Genomic DNA, 15,930 nt, shown 5'->3' on the forward strand with positions numbered 1-15,930 from the left:
GGAGGGGCGCAGGGTGTCCGAAGTTTCCGAGGAGCGCAGAGAAGTGAAGCCGGGAGGCGACGGCGCGGCCCAGGGAGACGGCTCCACGTTGGGCATGAAGATAGGAGACCTCGCCGCGTTCTACGGCGGGTTTCGGGCCGTAACCGACGTGAGCATGGACATCCAGGCGAACAAGGTGACCGCCCTCATCGGGCCTTCGGGCTGTGGGAAGAGCACGTTTATCCGCTGCCTGAACCGGATGCACGAGGTCATCCCCGGGGCCCGGGCCGAAGGGACGGTGACGCTGGGGGACCAGGACATCTACGCCAAGGACGCCGACCCCGTGGTGATCCGGCGGAGGGTGGGCATGGTCTTCCAGAAACCGAACCCGTTCTCGAAATCCATCTACGACAACGTCGCCTGGGGGGCCAAGATCAACGGCTTCAGGGGCGACCTGGACGAGCTCGTAGAACGTTCCTTGCGCCAGGCGGCCCTCTGGGACGAGGTCAAGGACCGCCTGAAGGAGAGCGGCTACGGCCTCTCCGGCGGTCAGCAGCAGCGTCTGTGCATCGCCAGGACGCTCGCGGTGGAGCCCGAGGTGATTCTCATGGACGAGCCCGCCTCCGCGCTCGACCCGGTCTCGACGCAGAAGATCGAGGACACCATGGCCGAGCTGAAGAAGAGCTACACGGTCGTGATCGTGACGCACAACATGCAGCAGGCCGCCCGCATCTCGGACTACACGGGCTTTTTCTACATAGTGAATATGGGTGATCCGGGCCGCCTGTGGGAGTTCGACGAGACGGAGAAGATCTTCTCGAACCCCGACCGGAAGGAGACGGAGGATTACGTCACGGGACGGTTCGGCTAGCCCATGCCTCGAGAGAGTTTTCAACACGAGCTCGACCAGCTCATAACCGACATCCTGAACCTCGGCGGGGAGGTGAGCGCCTCGCTGGAGAACATGGTCAGGGCGATGGAGACCCGCGACGCGGACCTGGCCGCCAAGGAGCTCGGGGTGGACCTCGGCTTCAAGGCCCGCGGGGCCGAGCTCGAGCGCGATTCGATGATCCTGCAGGCCCGTCAGGCCCCGGTCGCCCGCGACCTCAGGCTCCTCTACACCGCCCAATCCCTGACCAACCACCTCGTCCGCTCGGGCGCCCTCACGGAGCACATCTGCCAGGCGCTGGTGGAGACGGCCGAATCCGAGCGGGACGAGGACCTGGAGGCCGCCCTCCTGGAGATGGCCCGCACGGCCCGGAACATCTTCAACGAGGGCCTCGACATCTTCAGGGACAGGGACATAGAGCGCGCCCGGAACCTGCAGGCCAAAGACGACAAGGTCGACCTCCTCTACTCCGAGGCGATGAACCTCATAGCAAACCCCTCCGACGCGGGCGCGGGCTCCCCCGAGTGGCGGATGCGGGCCGCCCTCATCGTCCACTACCTCGAACGCATAGCCGACCACGGCGTCGACGTCGGGGGCAGCACCGTCTTTCTCGTCACCGGCGAACGCATAGAAGACGCCATGCGCCAGTACCTCGAAAGGGACATAGGCCCGGAATAGCACGCTGCCCTACGGACAGCTTGTCAGCCCGCTTCGCCCCAAGACGACCGTAGGGAGGAGCCTGCGTCTGTTACAATCGTCGGTAATACGTTTCGCAAGTGGATGGTGTTGTGGCATGAGGCTTACGCAGAAGAGCAAGTACGCGGTTAGGGCGCTGGTCGAGCTCGCCGTTAGCGGTCACGAAGGGACCCTGGGCGTGGCGGAGATCGCGCGCCTGCAGCGCATTCCCGAGAGGTTTTTGGAGCAGATACTCTGCGAGCTGCGGAGGGAAGGGCTGCTCGAAAGCCGGCGCGGGGCGCATGGTGGGTACCGGTTCGCGATGCCGCCCGAGGAGATCTCGGTTTTGGACGTCGTGGAGATCCTGGACGGCGCCGTCCGTCCGGCCCGTTGCTCCGCAGGCGGCGTCTGTTACATGTCCGACGCCCCTTTGTGCGTGACGAGCAAGGTCTGGGACGAGGCCAGGGAGGCGTTGGAGTCCGTCTTCGGCCGCTACAGCATAGCCCAGCTCGCCGAGACCGAGCGCGAGAGCCGCGCCGGGCACGAGGCCGCCCACGCGAGTCGATAGCCTGAAGGCCCACCTCAAGGGCCGTACGGACCTTGCCGAATCGACCGTAGAGGTAGGGGAGAGGCGCTACCGCATTACCCACCCTTCGGTCGCCGACGCCCTGATCGACGAGCGGGAGTTCGACGAGGACGACAGGCTCCCGTACTGGGCCGAGATCTGGCCGAGCGCCATAGCCCTGGCCCGCCGCCTCTCGGGCGACGATCTGGCCGGCAGACGAACCATCGAGCTGGGGTGCGGTGTCGGGCTCGCGACCGTCGCCGCGATGGAAGGCGGCGCCAGCGTCCTCGCCACCGATTATTACGAAGCGGCCCTCGACTTTACCCGCCACAACGCCCGGACGAACGTCGGGAGTTCGCCCGCAACCTCCCTGCTCGACTGGCGCGCCCCGGACGTGGGAGACCACGGGCCTTTCGACCTGGTATTCGCGGCCGACGTGCTCTATGAAGAGGGCAGCGCGCGGGCGCTGGCGGGCCTCGTGCCCGGGCTGTTGAAACCCGGTGGCGAGGCGCTCTTCGCCGACCCCGGTCGCAGGTGGGAGCCGCTCTTCAGGGAGCTTATGGGGGAGGCCGGTTTTTCCTTCGAGACGGAGGAGGCGACGGTCGACGTCGAAGGGCAGGAGAGGGACGTCACGGTGCTGCTGCACCGGGTCCGCGGGGGGTGAGCCCCCGGCGGGAACGGGTGGGCCGTGCTGCTATACTTTTTCCCCAATGCTTCTGGAATCCTTAAACCCGACGCAACTAGACGCCGTAGAGAGCACAGAGGGTCCGCTACTGATCCTGGCCGGCGCCGGCAGCGGGAAGACCCGCGTGCTCACCCACCGCGTCGCCTACCTCATCGACCAGGGGCTGGCCGCGCCCGAGGAGATCCTCGCCATAACCTTCACCAACAAGGCGGCCCGCGAGATGAAGGAGCGCGTGGCCCTCCTCGTGGGACCGGATTCGAGGAAGATGTGGGTCTCGACTTTCCACGCCTTCTGCGCCCGCATCCTCAGGGTCCACGCCGAGAAACTCGGCTACAAGCGCGAGTTCACCATCTACGACGGCGCGGACCAGGTCCGCCTCGTAAAACGGTGCATCGTCGAACTCGGCAAGGACCCCAAAAGGTTCAACCCGCGCTCCTTCCAGGCCCAGATAAGCTCCGCCAAGAACGTCCTGATGTCGCCCGACGACTTTCTCCGCAACACCGAAGGCTACATCGCCGAGAACGTCGCCGAGGTCTACGACCTCTACCAGCGCCGCCTCTACGAGAACAACGCGATGGACTTCGACGACCTCATCATGCAGACCGTCGCCCTGCTCGAACTCTTCCCCGAGGTCCGCGACCGCTACCAGACCCGCTTCAAGTACGTCCACGTAGACGAGTATCAGGACACAAACCACGCCCAGTACCGCCTCGTCAACACCCTCGCAGCAAAACATCGTAACTTATGTGTCGTTGGCGATGACGATCAGTCAGTGTACAGCTGGCGCGGAGCGGATATTCGGAACATCCTCGACTTCGAGCGGGACTATCCCGAGGCGAAGGTGGTGAAGCTGGAGCAGAACTACCGTTCCACGCAGACCATTTTGGACGCGGCGAACGCGGTTGTGGCGAACAACGCCTCGCGCAAGGCCAAAGAGCTCTGGACGGCAGGGGGCGAGGGGGAGCGCATTCGGGTGTTCGCGGCCACGGACGAGTACGCGGAGGCGCGGTTCGTCGTGGCGGAGATCGAGAAGCTGACGGGGCGGGGGGCTTCGCCGCGGGACATCGCGGCGTTCTACAGGACCAACGCCCAGAGCCGGGCCTTGGAGGACGTGCTCGTGCGGGAGGGGGTTCCGTACCAGATCGTCGGCGGGGTCCGCTTCTACGAGCGGGCCGAGATCAAGGACGCCATGGCCTACCTCGCCGTCGTCTCCAACCCCGCGGACTCGGTAGGGCTGGAACGGATAATAAACGTCCCGAAACGGGGCCTCGGCAACACTTCCGTGGCGAAGCTCCAGGACCACGCCCGCCGCAACGAGATCTCCCTGTACGAGACGTTGGCCGAAGCCTCTGCTGCGGGTCTGGCCGGAAAGGCGGCGAAGGCGTGCGCGTCCTTACGGGGGCTGTTCGAGGGCTGGCGGGTCGCGGCGCGGGAGGTGCCGCCGGCCGAGCTTATCGGGGCGGTCCTGGACGAGTCCGGGTACCGGGGGAGCTCAAGGCCGAGAACACTATCGAGTCCGAGTCCAGGCTGGAGAACCTCGAAGAGCTAATAAACGCGGCCCGCGAGTACGAGCGGGTCGAGCCCGAGCCCACGCTCGACGGCTTTTTGCAGGAGCAGGCGCTCTACACCCAGCAGGACGCCCTCACCTCTGAGGGGGGGAGCGTTACGCTGATGACGCTGCACAACGCGAAGGGGCTGGAGTACGACCACGTGTTCGTGGTCGGGATGGAGGAGGGGACGTTCCCGCACGCGCGTTCCCTGGACGAGCAGAACCTGGAGGAGGAGCGCAGGCTCGCTTACGTCGGCATCACGCGGGCCAAGAAGACGCTCACGCTCACGCACGCCAAGCTCAGGAGCAACTGGGGCGAGCGGGAGTACAGGATGCCTTCCCGTTTCCTGTCGGAGATCCCGGACGAGTACAAGTCCGGCGCGGTGCCGACCGGGTCGGCCGCGGGACGCGGCGGCTGGGGGGTGGCCTCGTTCGGGCGGAGCGGCGGGGGAGGGTTCCAGAAGGCCGCGTCCGCCGGGGTCGACTACAGCGCCGGGGAGACCGTCAGGCACGCCAAGTTCGGGGTCGGGCAGGTGGTCGAGGCTGGCGGTGGGAAGGTCGTCGTCAGGTTCGGGGCGGAGGAGAAGACCTTTATCCCCGAGATGGCCCCGTTGAGCAAGGTGTGATCCCGGCCCCATAACAGATAGCTTGACAGGAGAGTCGCGATGCCTCACGTCTACGTTACAGGACACAAGAACCCGGACACCGACACCATAGCGTCGGCCATCGGGTACGCGGAGTTCAAGAACCTCGTCGACCCCGAAAACGAGTACGCGCCGGCCCGGCTGGGCGACGTCAACCCGCAGACCGAGTGGGCTTTAGAGAAGAGCGGGGCGAGATCCCCGAAGAAGATCCGGCACATCATGCTCCGCGTGAAGGACGTTATGGCCCGCGACGTGGCCATCGCCCACAAGTACGATCCGCTTCGCAACGTGGGACTTACGATGGCCCAGCGCAACATAAGCCAGCTTCCCGTGGTGGACGATGACGGCTCGCTCGTCGGCATCATCACCGAGCGGAACCTGGCGCGCATGTACGTCAGGGAGTCGAGGGGGGCCTCCTCCTTCAAGGACAGCCCGGTGAGCGTGGGGCGATGGTCGAGGTGCTCGAAGGGGAGTTGCTCGCCGGGGAGGACCGCGAGAGCTCGGGGCAGCTGTGGGTGATCTCGATGGGCGTGGACTCGATGGGCAAATCGATGAAACAGGGCGACATAGTGGTCGTCGGGGACCGGCCCGAGGCCCAGAGGCGGGCGATAGAGCTCGGGGCGGGCGTCGTCGTGATCTCCAACGGGGTAAGGCCCGAGGACGAGGTACTCGAGATGGCCGGGGAGCAGGGGACCACGGTGGTCCTCTCGCCGCTGGACTCCTACGTCACGAGCCGCCTCATACAGCTCTCCGTGCCGTGCTGGGAGGTGATGAGCGAGAACCCCCTGACGGTCCACCCGGACGACCTCCTGACCGAGATAACCGAGCAGGTGATGGAGGTCCACTACCGCGCGGCGGTCGTCGTCGACGAGAACAAGGTGCCGATCGGCGTCGTCACCAGGACCGACCTCTTGAACCCGAAGCCCAGGCGCGTGTTGCTGGTCGACCACGCGGAGATCGGCCAGAGCGTCAAGGGCGTCGAGAAGGCCGACGTCGTGGAGATCCTGGACCACCACCACGTCGGCGACATAGAGACGACCTCCCCCATACTGGCCACCTTCGACCCCGTGGGCTCCACGGCGACCCTCATAGTCGAGCGCTTCAAGGCCGCCGGCCTGCGCCCCGAGGAATCAACCGCGAAGATGCTGCTGGCGGCCATCCTCTCCGACACCGTGATCCTCAACTCCCCGACAACCACCGACCGCGACCGCGAGGTCGTCAAGGTCCTGGAAGAGCTGCTGGACCTCGACGCGGAAGACTTCGGCCGGGAGATGTTCGAGGCTTCCTCGGACGTGTCGGACCTCGCGGCCGAGGAGATCGTCAACCGCGACGCCAAGGAGTACGGGACGAGCTCCGGCGACAAGGTGAGCGTCTCCCAGATAGAGACCGTCGGCACGGGCCTCCTCGAACGCAAGGACGATCTCCTCGAAGCCCTCGAAGGGCTCCGCGCCCAGAACAACTACGTGTTCTCCGCGCTGATGGTCACGGACATAACCGAGGGCGGTACGCAACTGCTCTGCGTCGGGAACTGCACCCCCGTCGAGAAGGCCTTCGACGCCCGGGCAAGAGAGGGCGCCATAGACCTGCCCGGCGTAATGAGCCGCAAAAAGCAGGTGGCGCCAGCGTTGCTGGCGATTTTGTAGGTAGGCTTCGGGCTACAGGTGTCAGGCATCAGCGGTTGGGGAGCGACCCCGCCCGAAAGCCGGCCCCAGGGATTCAAAGGACGCCCGGGTTGCCGTTACGGGCATCGAACCTTGCCCCTGAAACCTGTAACCTGAAGCCTGATACCTTACAAGACAGCGTTACGACTACAGCGAAAGGTTGCGGATGATATCCGAGGAACAGGTGCGACACGTGGCGAGCCTGGCGCGGCTTGGTTTGACGGAGGAGGAGGTGAGGGAGATGGGGGGGCAGCTCGACGCTATCCTCGACAGCATCGAGAAGATTCGGGAGCTCGACCTCGCGGACACCCCGCCGACGGCGAACCCCCTGAACCTCTCGAACGTCCTGCGCCCGGACGAGCCCCGGCCCGAGCTTCCCAAAGAAGAGGCCCTCGCCCCCGCGCCCGACCCGGTCGACGACCTCTTCGCCGTTCCAAGGATCGACTGATGGCGGATCTTCTGAGCCTCACCGCCCACGAACTCTCCGGGAAGCTGGACGCCGGCGAGGTATCCGTCCGGGAGGCCGCCGAGGCGGCCAACAGGCGCGTCGAGGAGGTGGACGGCGACCTCAACTCCTTCGTCACGACGACGCCCGAGCTGGCGCTGGAGCGGGCCGGCAGGGTGGACGGGCTGCTTCGGAACGGCGGCGTGAGGCCGTGGGAGGGCGTGCCGATCGCCGTAAAGGACGTCCTCTCCACGCGCGGGGTCAGGACGACGTGCGGGTCGAAGATCCTGGAAGAGTTCACGCCACTCTACGACGCCTCGGCGCTCAAAAACTTCGGCGATGCCCCGGTGATGGTCGGAAAGGCGAACATGGACGAGTTCGCCATGGGCTCCTCGACGGAGAACTCCGCCTACGGCCCGACGAAGAACCCGTGGGACCTGAACCGGGTCCCTGGCGGTTCTTCCGGCGGCTCGGCGGCGGCCGTGGCCGCGGGCGAGGGATGGTGGGCTCTCGGGACGGATACCGGCGGGTCCGTGCGGCAGCCGGCGGCGCTGTGCGGCATCGTGGGATTGAAACCAACCTACGGGCGGGTCTCCCGCTATGGCCTGATCTCCTTCGGCTCATCCCTCGATTGCATAGGCCCGATGACCCGCGACGTCAGGGACTCCGCGCTGCTCCTGCAGGCCATAGCAGGCCACGATCCCCGCGACTCCACGAGCGCCAACGTCGAGGTCCCCGACTACCTGGCGGGGCTTGACGCCGGCGTCGAAGGCCTGCGGGTCGGCGTCGTAACGGAGCTCATGGACGAGCGCATCGACGCCGGCGTGCGCGAGGTGGTGAGCAAGGTCGCCGCGGGGCTCGAGGCCGCCGGGGCCGAGGTTGGGGAGGTGAGCCTGCCACACGCCTACTACGCGCTTGAGGCCTACTACATCATCGCGCCCGCCGAGGTCTCGTCCAACCTGGCCCGCTTCGACGGGGTCAGGTACGGCCTCAGGGTGCAGGCGGACGGCGTCCACGAGATGTACCGCAAGACGAGGGAGGCCGGTTTCGGGGCGGAGGCGAAGCGGCGAATAATGCTGGGCACCTACGCCCTCTCCTCCGGCTACTACGACGCCTACTACGCCCAGGCCCAGAAGGTGAGGACGAAGATAGTCGAGGACTTCCGCGACGCGTACGCCCGCTACGACGTCCTCGTCTCCCCGACCTCGCCGTCTGTGGCGTTCGAGATCGGGGCCAAGACCGACGACCCGCTCGCGATGTACCTCCAGGACATCTGCGCCGTCCCGGCGAGCCTCGCCGGCGTACCCGCCATAAGCATCCCCGGCGGCCTCGCCGACGGCCTCCCCGTCGGCGTGCAGCTCATGGGCGACCACTTCACCGAGCCGATGCTCCTCCGCGCCGCCCGCGCCGCCGAACAGGCGGCCGGCTTCGAGTTCGCGCCGAGGCCGTAGCCGGTGTCCCTGGGCGCGGAAGACCACCTGGAGGTGGAGAAGGCGGCGGCCGCCGGCAACGAGCACGTCGCCGGTGGGGTCTACGGGGGGCGGTAGGAGCGGGTTCGCGGAGGCATCTGGTGCCCGGTACCCGGTGCTAGAATTGTGCGATCAGGCAACGCGCGGTGGAGGGTTAACGTTTTGCAGACACAGCAGAGACGGACTTACCAGGCGGTCATAGGGCTCGAGTTCCACGTCCACCTGGCGACGAGGACGAAGATGTTCTGCGGTTGCCGGGTGACGTACGGCGAGCCGCCCAACACACACACCTGTCCCGTCTGCCTCGGGCACCCTGGCGCCCTGCCGGTCGCGAACGAGAGGGCCATAGAGCTCGGGGTGATGGCCGGGCTCGCGCTGAATTGCGACGTTTCGGAGCGGGCCGTCTTCGCGCGCAAGAACTACTTCTACCCCGACTTGCCGAAGGGGTACCAGATCAGCCAGTTCGACGAGCCGATCTGCCTGGGCGGGCATCTGGACGTGCCGTTCGGCGACGAGACGATCAGGGTCGGCATCACGCGCCTGCACCTCGAAGAGGACGCGGCGAAGAACGTCCACGTCGGCACCTCGGGCCGGATGCACGGCTCGGTCGGCTCGCTGGTCGACTTCAACCGCGGCGGCACGCCGCTCATGGAGATCGTCACCGAGCCGGACATCCCTTCCCCCGAAGCGGCCCGCGCCACGGCCAACCACCTCAAGGATATCCTGCGGGCGATAGGCGTCTCGGAGGCGGACATGGAGAAGGGCCAACTCCGGTGCGACGCCAACGTCTCGATCCGCAACCCGGACGGCTCCTTCGGCACCAAGACCGAGCTCAAGAACATGAACTCCTTCCGGTTCGTCGAGAAGGGCATAGCCGCGGAGCTCCAGCGGCAGGAGGAGATCCTGGCCGGCGGGGGCCGCGTGGAGCAGACGACCCTCCACTACGACCCCGAGACCGACGAGGTCCACGAGCTGCGCAGCAAGGAGTTCGCCCACGACTACCGCTACTTCCCCGAGCCGGACCTGTTGCCGCTGGAGCTCTCGGCTTCCTACGTCGGGGAGATAGGGGAGAGGATGCCCGAGTTGCCCGACGCGATGCGCGCCCGGTTCGTCGAGCGGTACGGCCTCTCTCCGTACGAAGCGGGCGTCATGGTCTCGGACAGGGAACTCGCCGCGTTCTACGAAGAGGTCGCCTCCGAGGCCGACCCCAAGCAGGCCTCCAATTGGATCTCGGGAGATTTCAGGGCTCTTCTCAACGAGTCGGGGACGGGCGTCTCCGACTCGAAGGTGACGCCTGGGCACATGGTAGAGCTGATCGGGCTGGTGGGCAGCGGCAAGGTCTCCCGCTCCGCCGCGAGGACCGTGCTCGACGTGGTCTTCAAGACGGGTGAACGCCCCTCCGAGGTCGTGGAGCGCGAGGGGCTCGGTTCCGTGGAGGCGGACGAGCTCGACGGGGTGGTGGATGGCGTGATCTCCTCCAACCCAGACGAGGCCGAGCGCGTCCGAAACGGGGACAAGAAGGTGGTCGGCTTCCTTATGGGCCAGGTCATGAAAGCAACCCGGGGCAACGCCGACGGGGGACGCGCCCGCGAGCTCCTCCTCCGGAAACTGGGCTCCTGATCACCCCTTGACGCCCCCGGCGCCCGCCGTCGGTATACCGTTCTTCGAACCCTCCGGCCACCCCGACGCCGTCCTCGCCGCAGGGGCCGAGCCCGTCCCCCTTCGCCTGCCGAAGGCCAGGCCGGCCGGAGGCGTCGCCCTCGCGCGGGAGTGGGTGGCCGACGCCGCGGAGATCTCCTGCGCCGACACCGACCTCCAGGCCCTGCTCCTCGCCCCGGCCGACCCGGAGGAGATCTTCGGTATGCTCCTCGCCGCCGCCAGGCTCGGCCTGCCGACGGTCTGCGCCGCCCCGCCCGGCGCCCCTCTCTCGGCCACCCTGACGGCGCTCGGGTTCGTGCCTTTGTCGGGGGACGCTGCGGACGCGGTGGCGGGGATCTCGCGCGGCGGAGGGCCGCGTCCCGGCGAACTGCTGGACAATTTCTCGCTCGCGAACGCGCTGCGGGCGGGCGTGGCGGCCGGCGGCGGGCCGGGACTCCTCGTCCACCTCTCCGCCCTAGCCCGGGAGGCCGGCGTCGCGGGGTTCTCGCAGATGGCCCGCGTGCTCGCGCCGGAGACCCCTTCCACGGACCCAGGATGGGTCGCTGAGCACGGGGTCCCCACCCTCCTCACCTCGCTCGGCGATGCGCTGCACGACGTTCCGACGGTCTCGGGAAGGCTGAAAGAAGGCCTGCCGCCGGCCGCGCCGGTCCCGGGCGGTAAACACCGCTTCGCCTTCGTTCGGGCGAGGGCTTCCGGGGCCGAGGCCGTCTGCCGGGCCCCCGACGGGGTCTCGGAGGTGGCCGGCGGGTGTCGCGTCTTCGTCGGTGAGGGGGCCGCCGTTCGCGCGGTGCGTGGGGGAGGGGTGGGTGCCGACGACTTGCTCGTCGTGCTCGGGTGCGGGCCGCGCGGGGGGCCGGGGCTTCTCGGGTTGGACGATCTGGGGGCGGCGCTCGGGGAGGCGGGCTTGGGTACGCCGGTGGTCACCGACGGCCTCGCACCGGAGGGCGTCGCGGGGGTTTGGGCCTCGCTCTTCTCGCCCGAGGCGGCGGCGGGGGGCGTGATCGGGAGGTTGCGCGACGGGGACCGGCTGCGGCTGGACCTCGACGGCGGGAGCATCCGCACCGACGTCGGGGCGGACGAGTTCCGGTCGAGGGAGCCGTTGGAGATACCCCTTTGCGCCGGCGGCGGCTACGCGGCCCGCTACGTCCGCCAGGCGCTGCCCGCCCTGGAGGGGGCCGGTTTCGGGTAGTCTCGGTAAGGGCGGTGCGTAAGGGTTTCTCGCGCGCTTCGCGAAACGCCTGGGCTGATCCGGGCCTGTGTGTACCTACGTACAAAGCCGAGAACGAGGATGTGTTGTATTCGTCGGGGTTGCGGAATACGGGCCGGCGCGCCTTTCGGAAGCCGGCCAGGGACATTGAGATGAGGATCATAGATGAACAACCATGAGATGCTGGCGCACGTCGGGTGGGACCCCTGGCTGGTGGCGCTCTCCTACGTGGTCGCGGTCTTCGCGTCCTACGCGGCGTTGGACCTTGCGGGCCGCGTCGCGACCTCGGGCGGAAGGACGAGGAAGTTGTGGCTGGCCGGCGGCGCCCTGGCCATGGGCGCGGGCATCTGGTCCATGCACTTCACGGGGATGCTCGCCTTCAAGATGGGGATGTCCGTCACCTACCACGTCCCGACGACCCTGCTCTCCGTCGTAGTGGCCGTGGCCGCCTCCGGGCTCGCGCTCCTGGTGGTGGCGCGCGGCCTGTCGGGGTGGCTCCCTTTGCTCGTGGCGGGCCCGGTCATGGGCGTCGGCATCGCGGGGATGCACTACACGGGCATGGCCGCGATGCGGATGGCGGCGACGGTCGGGTACGATCTCGCCCTCGTCGCGCTCTCGGTCGCCATAGCCGTGGTCGCCTCGGTGGCGGCGCTGTACCTCTCTTTCCGCCTCAACAGGGAGGGCGGGCGCGGGGCGCTCGCGCTCAAGGGGGTGGGCGCGCTGGTCATGGGGGCCGCCATCGTCGGGATGCACTACGTCGGCATGTGGGCTGTGGACTTCACGCCGACCCGCGCCGCCGGGGTCTCTTCCGACCTCGACCGTTTCGCGCTCGGCGTCGGCATCGGGCTCGCGACCCTGATCGTGCTCGGCCTCGTCCTCCTCGCCTCCTTCGTGGACCGGAGGTTCTCGGCCCAGGCCGACGACCTGCGCGAGAGCGAGGAGGCGCTGCGCGAGAGCGAGGAGCGCGCCAGCGCCCTCTCCGACGCGGCCTTCGAGGGGATCGTGATCGTCGAGGACGGGCGGGTGCTGGTGGCGAACCGGGCCTTCGTGGAGATGTTCGGGTACGAACCCGGGGAGGTCGTCGGAATGGCCGCGACGGACTTCGTCGCCCCGGAATCTCGCGGGCTCGTGGCGGCCAGGATCCGGGAGGAGTCCGAGGAGCCTTACGAGGTCACCGTCTCGAGGAAGGACGGCACTCCCTTCGAGGCGCAGGTGCGGGCCCGTCCCTCGGTCTACAAGAACAGGCCCGTCAGGATAACGGCCATCACGGACGTCACCGAGCGCAAGCGGGCCGAGGAGGCCCTGCTCAAGAGCGAGGCGCGCAACCGGGCCGTCGTCGAGACGGCCCAGGACGCGATCATCACGATGACCTCGGACGGCCGGGTCCGGTCCTTCAACCCCGCCGCGCAGCGGACCTTCGGCTACGACGCCAACGAGGTGGTCGGCCAGCCCTTGAGCGTTCTGATGCCGGCGCGCTTCCGGGGCTCGCACGAGGCCGGGTTCCGCCGCTATCTCGGGGGCGGGGAGGCCCACGTCGTCGGCATGGGTCCGGTCGCCCTGGCCGGCCTGAGGAAAAACGGCGAGGAGTTTCCCCTGGAGCTCTCGATCGGGGAGATGCGCGAGGATGGAGACATCCTCTTCACCGGCATCATCCGCGACACCACCGAGCGAAAAAGGTACGAGGAAGAGTTGGAGGTCGCCAGGGACGCCGCAGAGGAGGCTAGCCGGGCCAAGAGCGACTTTTTGGCGAACATGTCCCACGAGATACGCACCCCCATGAACGGCATCATCGGCATGACCGAGTTGCTCCTCGACACTGGGCTCGACGAGGAGCAGCGGGAGTACGCGAAGACGGTCGCGACGTCGGCCGAGAACCTGCTGGTGATCATCAACGACATCCTGGACTTCTCCAAGATCGAGGCGGGCAAGGTCTCGCTCGAGGAGTTGGACTTCGACCTGCGGGCGACCGTCGAGGACGTCGTCGGCATGCTCGCCGGACGGGCGCAGGAGAAGGGGCTGGAGATGATCAACTTCGTCGAGTACGACGTGCCCACCAACCTGACCGGGGACCCGTTCCGCCTGCGCCAGGTCCTGACGAACCTCCTCGGCAACGCCATCAAGTTCACCGAAGAGGGGGAGGTGGTGGTCCGCACGAGCCTCGTGGAGGAGACGCCAAAGGGCGCGACCGTGCGCATCTCGGTCCAGGATACCGGCATCGGCATGACCGAGGAGCAGAGGGGTCGCCTGTTTCAATCCTTCTCCCAGGCTGACGCCTCGACGACGCGGCGCTACGGCGGCACGGGCCTGGGCCTCGCCATAAGCAAGCGCCTGGTCGAGCTCATGGGGGGCGAGATAGGCGTACAGAGCGAGCCCGGCGCCGGCAGCACCTTCCACTTCTCGCTGCCCCTCGGGAAGCAGGACGACTCGTCCGCGCCGGCGCCGGGGGTGGGTTTCGAACCGAGGGAGCTGCGCGGGCTGCGCGTCCTGATCGTGGACGACAACGCCACCAACCGCAGGATCCTCGAGAAGCAGACGGCCTCTTGGGGGATGGAGTCCTGCAGCGTCGACGGCGGCCCCGCCGCCCTCGAAGAGCTTCGGGTGGCGGCTTCGCGCGGCAGGCATTACGACCTCGCGCTGCTGGACATGCAGATGCCCGGCATGGACGGCGTGCAGCTCGCGCGCCGGGTCCGGGCCACCCCGGACCTCCCGGCGCCGAGGCTCGTCATGCTGACCTCCATCGGGCAGCGGGGCGACGGCGAGGAGGCCAGGCGCGCGGGCATAGAGGCCTACCTGACCAAACCCGTAAAGCAGAGCGAGCTTAGGGGCGCGATCCTGGCGGTCATGGACCTCGCCCGCGATGCCGACGGGGCCGCCGAGCGCCCCCTGGTAACGCGCCACACCCTGCGCGAGAACGCGGCCTTCTCCCGGTCCCGCGTGCTGCTCGCCGAGGACAATCCCATCAACCGGAAGGTCGCGACGCTCATGCTGGAGAACCTCGGCTACCGCGTCGACGTCGTCCCCGACGGCTGCCGGGCCGTGGAGGCGGTCTCGAAGGGCGAGTACGCGGCCGTCCTGATGGACGTGCAGATGCCGGAGCTTGACGGCTACGAGGCGACCGCGGCCATTCGAAACCTGCAGGGCGAGAAGAGGCGCACCCCCATCATAGCCATGACGGCGAACGCCATGGCCGGCGACCGGGAGAAGGCGCTCTCGGCCGGCATGGACGACTACGTCTCCAAACCCGTCAAGACCGAGGACCTGGACGCCGTCCTCGAACGCTGGACCCGCCCCCCCGCCGAGAGGGGCGAATCTCCACCACCGGAGCCCGACGGCCGATCCGTGCTCGACGACGCCGTCCTCGAAAATCTCCGTAGCCTGCAAGAGGAAGGCGACCCGGACCTCCTGACCGAGCTGGTCGAGGTCTTCGAGGAGGATACCCCGCCGCGGCTGGCAACCCTGCGGGAGGCCCTCGAAAGGGAAGACGCCGGGACGGTGGAACGCGCGGCCCACACCCTCAAGGGAAGCTCGGGCAACCTCGGCGCGACGAGGATGTCCGAGACGGCCAGGCTCCTCGAAGAGGCGGGCCGCGACAGCGACCTCTCGACCGCCCCGGCGCTCCTGGACAGGCTCGAAACCGACTTCGAAGAAGCCCGCGCCGAGTTCTCGACGCTCCTGCTCAAAGGCTGAACCGGGCCTGCAGGCCCGCCCCTCAGGCGGGCTTGCTCGCCCGGACGTGCAGGAACAACGCGAAGACCTGGGCGTTCTGCAGCCGCGGGCGTTCCCTGACGGCCGCGTCGGTCGGATAAGGCTCTCCGAATCGGTCCAGCACGAAACCGGCCTCGACGAGGAGGTTCAACCATTCGCCCAGGGTCCGCGTGAAGCGGGGGACGCGGAAGGGACGTGTTCTCTCGCGGACCTCCGGCGGGGCGGCGCTGAAGGTCCACTCTTGCGCCTCTCCGTTCGACCTCTGAAAGTATCGTCCCACTTCTCTGGCGTAGGCGCGTCCCCGTTCGTCCCGAAGGGTCCTGCTGTGCGGGGTAGCAAAGCACGGATGCTCTATCGAGAACTGGAAAAACCCGCCGGGCTTCAGCACGCGGAAGACCTCGGCGAGCACGAGATCCGTCTCGGGTATGTCCATGAGGCTCATGAAAGCCGTGGCGAAGTCGAACGTTTCATCTTTGAAGGGGAGTTTCACGGCGCTCGCCCGCTCGTAACGGATGCCGAGCGGTTCGTCTTCTTCCGCCTCCGCGGCGTGTCGGATAAAGGTTTCGGAGATGTCGATGCCGGTCATTTGAGCCCCACGGCCGGCCAGAAGCCTGGTGTTGTGTCCCTCGCCGCACCCGACGTCGAGGCCGGAGAGGCCGGCGACGTCCGGCAGCATCTGCAGGAAAGCCGGCGTGTTCAGGCCGTCGCGGTAGTGGTCGTAGCCGGCGCGGACCAGCTCCGTCCACGCCTCGGCGTTCTCGTCCCAGTAACGGCCTACTTCCTCGTGGTTCATAGGCA

The 15,930-nt window shown here is 67.7% G+C and carries 14 protein-coding genes; 13 read left to right on the top strand and 1 reads right to left on the bottom strand.

The window, feature by feature from the left end:
• Positions 1-94 precede the first annotated feature (94 nt).
• From pstB to GBA63_RS06470, 13 genes are all read left to right on the top strand, one after another.
• Positions 95-850, top strand: a complete 756-nt coding sequence (pstB, locus tag GBA63_RS06415) for a phosphate ABC transporter ATP-binding protein PstB (RefSeq protein WP_166179878.1) — start codon at positions 95-97, stop codon at positions 848-850.
• Between the two features lie 3 nt (positions 851-853).
• A complete protein-coding gene (locus GBA63_RS06420) occupies positions 854-1,546 on the top strand; it encodes a phosphate signaling complex PhoU family protein (RefSeq protein ID WP_166174524.1) in 693 nt (230 codons plus the stop codon).
• 115 nt (positions 1,547-1,661) lie between these two features.
• On the top strand, positions 1,662-2,111 hold the full coding sequence (locus tag GBA63_RS06425) for an RrF2 family transcriptional regulator (protein ID WP_166174526.1): 450 nt from the start codon (positions 1,662-1,664) through the stop codon (positions 2,109-2,111).
• A gap of 154 nt (positions 2,112-2,265) precedes the next feature.
• On the top strand, positions 2,266-2,772 hold the full coding sequence (locus GBA63_RS06430; protein ID WP_228282487.1) for a class I SAM-dependent methyltransferase: 507 nt from the start codon (positions 2,266-2,268) through the stop codon (positions 2,770-2,772).
• A gap of 46 nt (positions 2,773-2,818) precedes the next feature.
• Positions 2,819-4,342, top strand: coding sequence for an ATP-dependent helicase (locus GBA63_RS23525; protein WP_228282334.1), 1,524 nt, complete (start codon positions 2,819-2,821; stop codon positions 4,340-4,342).
• A complete protein-coding gene (locus GBA63_RS23530) occupies positions 4,342-4,968 on the top strand; it encodes a 3'-5' exonuclease (RefSeq protein ID WP_266096306.1) in 627 nt (208 codons plus the stop codon). The genes GBA63_RS23525 and GBA63_RS23530 overlap by 1 nt, the downstream gene beginning before the upstream one ends.
• A gap of 39 nt (positions 4,969-5,007) precedes the next feature.
• Positions 5,008-5,505, top strand: a complete 498-nt coding sequence (locus GBA63_RS06440) for a CBS domain-containing protein (RefSeq protein ID WP_166174528.1) — start codon at positions 5,008-5,010, stop codon at positions 5,503-5,505.
• Positions 5,436-6,629, top strand: a complete 1,194-nt coding sequence (locus tag GBA63_RS06445) for a putative manganese-dependent inorganic diphosphatase (protein ID WP_166174530.1) — start codon at positions 5,436-5,438, stop codon at positions 6,627-6,629. Before GBA63_RS06440 ends, GBA63_RS06445 begins: the two co-directional genes overlap by 70 nt.
• 184 nt (positions 6,630-6,813) lie before the next feature.
• Entirely contained in the window at positions 6,814-7,095 is a 282-nt protein-coding gene (gene gatC / locus GBA63_RS06450; RefSeq protein ID WP_207957104.1) for an Asp-tRNA(Asn)/Glu-tRNA(Gln) amidotransferase subunit GatC, read from the top strand.
• Positions 7,095-8,543, top strand: coding sequence for an Asp-tRNA(Asn)/Glu-tRNA(Gln) amidotransferase subunit GatA (gene gatA, locus GBA63_RS06455; RefSeq protein WP_166174534.1), 1,449 nt, complete (start codon positions 7,095-7,097; stop codon positions 8,541-8,543). Before gatC ends, gatA begins: the two co-directional genes overlap by 1 nt.
• A gap of 180 nt (positions 8,544-8,723) precedes the next feature.
• The gene (gene gatB, locus GBA63_RS06460; RefSeq protein WP_166174535.1) at positions 8,724-10,181 is read left to right on the top strand and encodes an Asp-tRNA(Asn)/Glu-tRNA(Gln) amidotransferase subunit GatB; all 1,458 of its coding nucleotides are present in this window, start codon (positions 8,724-8,726) and stop codon (positions 10,179-10,181) included.
• 7 nt (positions 10,182-10,188) lie between these two features.
• Positions 10,189-11,409, top strand: coding sequence for an IlvD/Edd family dehydratase (locus tag GBA63_RS06465; RefSeq protein ID WP_166174537.1), 1,221 nt, complete (start codon positions 10,189-10,191; stop codon positions 11,407-11,409).
• A 183-nt stretch (positions 11,410-11,592) separates the two neighbouring features.
• A complete protein-coding gene (locus GBA63_RS06470; RefSeq protein ID WP_166174539.1) occupies positions 11,593-15,114 on the top strand; it encodes a PAS domain S-box protein in 3,522 nt (1,173 codons plus the stop codon).
• Between the two features lie 22 nt (positions 15,115-15,136).
• Here GBA63_RS06470 and GBA63_RS06475 read toward each other — a convergent pair whose 3' ends face one another.
• Complete coding sequence (locus tag GBA63_RS06475) at positions 15,137-15,925, bottom strand: class I SAM-dependent methyltransferase (protein WP_166179882.1); 789 nt, start codon at positions 15,923-15,925, stop codon at positions 15,137-15,139.
• Between the last annotated feature and the right edge of the window lie 5 nt (positions 15,926-15,930).

It is taken from the genome of Rubrobacter tropicus (assembly GCF_011492945.1).
GTDB classification, from domain to species: domain Bacteria; phylum Actinomycetota; class Rubrobacteria; order Rubrobacterales; family Rubrobacteraceae; genus Rubrobacter_D; species Rubrobacter_D tropicus.